Source organism: Rothia sp. (in: high G+C Gram-positive bacteria) (assembly GCF_030540545.1).
GTDB lineage: Bacteria > Actinomycetota > Actinomycetes > Actinomycetales > Micrococcaceae > Rothia.
The window spans coordinates 1-1,165 of record NZ_JAUNVZ010000087.1; the positions used below are offsets into that span (position 1 = coordinate 1).

The window sequence follows — 1,165 nt, forward strand, 5'->3', positions numbered from 1 at the left end:
TTGCCGGGAGTAAGGTTCTTGCCTTCTGCATCATAGCCGTTTACACCGCATACGAGCAGGGTGTGGTAGTCCCGGGGAATCTGCTGGTCGTTGGCGTCAAGAGGAAGGACAAACATATTGCTGTCGCCGGCGGCTACTTCGGTGTTAACCCTCAGCGTGGCGCGCTGCTCATCAATCATGAAATGCTCTACCTCGGGGCTGTTTACCTTGACCTTCTTTGCCTTCAGCATCAAGGACATTAACGCGGTATCTTCGCTCTGAAAGCGAAAGAGTTGGTCGTCAATGTCGGCCTCTACAAGGTTACCAGGGGCAATGCCGCCGCTAGCATCAGCCAAACCACTGACGGTAGAGGATTGACCCGGCACTTGGGTGTTAAGCCCTACGCTGCCGGGGGTAGTGGGGATTGCGCCTCCCGCACTTACTTGTACGTTTTCTGCCATTTCTTCGTGGTATTAAATGTTAGTATGTTGGTTTTTAGACTTTTCTGTGGTGCTGCACCTTTCTTTCGATGGCGGTAGAGATAAGACGACCTGCACCTATGCCTCCCGTGTTCAATGCCACACCGCTTACCGTGGTGGTCATGCCGGGGATTTGACTGCGTAGTCCGGCTGTTCCGGGTTGAATCTGTGGCTGCGCCTCATCTACAACGTGTACACTCTCTTTTATCATCTGGCCTCGTCTGCAATGTCGAAGATGCTAGCCCGTGTATTCTTGCGTGTCGGCGCATTGTGGCTGCCGGAGAGGTGGGGCGTGCCATCACCCTGAACGGGCTTGCGCAACTTCTCTTCTATTCGTGCATTCTTTCCTCGGGTCTCACCCTCCATCTCCGCATTGGCCATATCAGCATCGTGGTTGACGGCTTTAAGTGCCATATCAATGGTCTCGCTGGTAAACTTGCCCACTAAGGCTTCATTGGCTATGCGCATGACAAGTTCAACTGCTGCATCAATAGTCTCATCAGAAAGCCCGCGTTCCTTCTGCAATTTGTCAATAAGCGCAAGACTCTCGGCAAGATTCTTTTCGTACTCCTGCTCCAGCTCCTTCGACTTAGCTACGCTCTCCACGTACTTCTTGTTGGCCTCTGCGTAGGCTTCGCGCTTGTCAGGGTCGTTCAGAAGATCGGTAATGCCGTCAATACCCAGCCGTTCAATCACTGCAAGCCAAG

General features: G+C 52.9%; 2 protein-coding genes. Both read right to left on the reverse strand.

Translation table 11 applies throughout. The features are described from left to right. The coding region (locus tag Q4P78_RS09115) for a hypothetical protein (RefSeq protein ID WP_303340048.1) at nt 1-440 on the reverse strand (440 nt) is incomplete at its 3' end. Nucleotides 441-665: 225 nt separating this feature from the next. Then, nucleotides 666-1,165: hypothetical protein (locus tag Q4P78_RS09120; RefSeq protein WP_303340050.1), on the reverse strand; the 500-nt coding region annotated here is incomplete at its 5' end.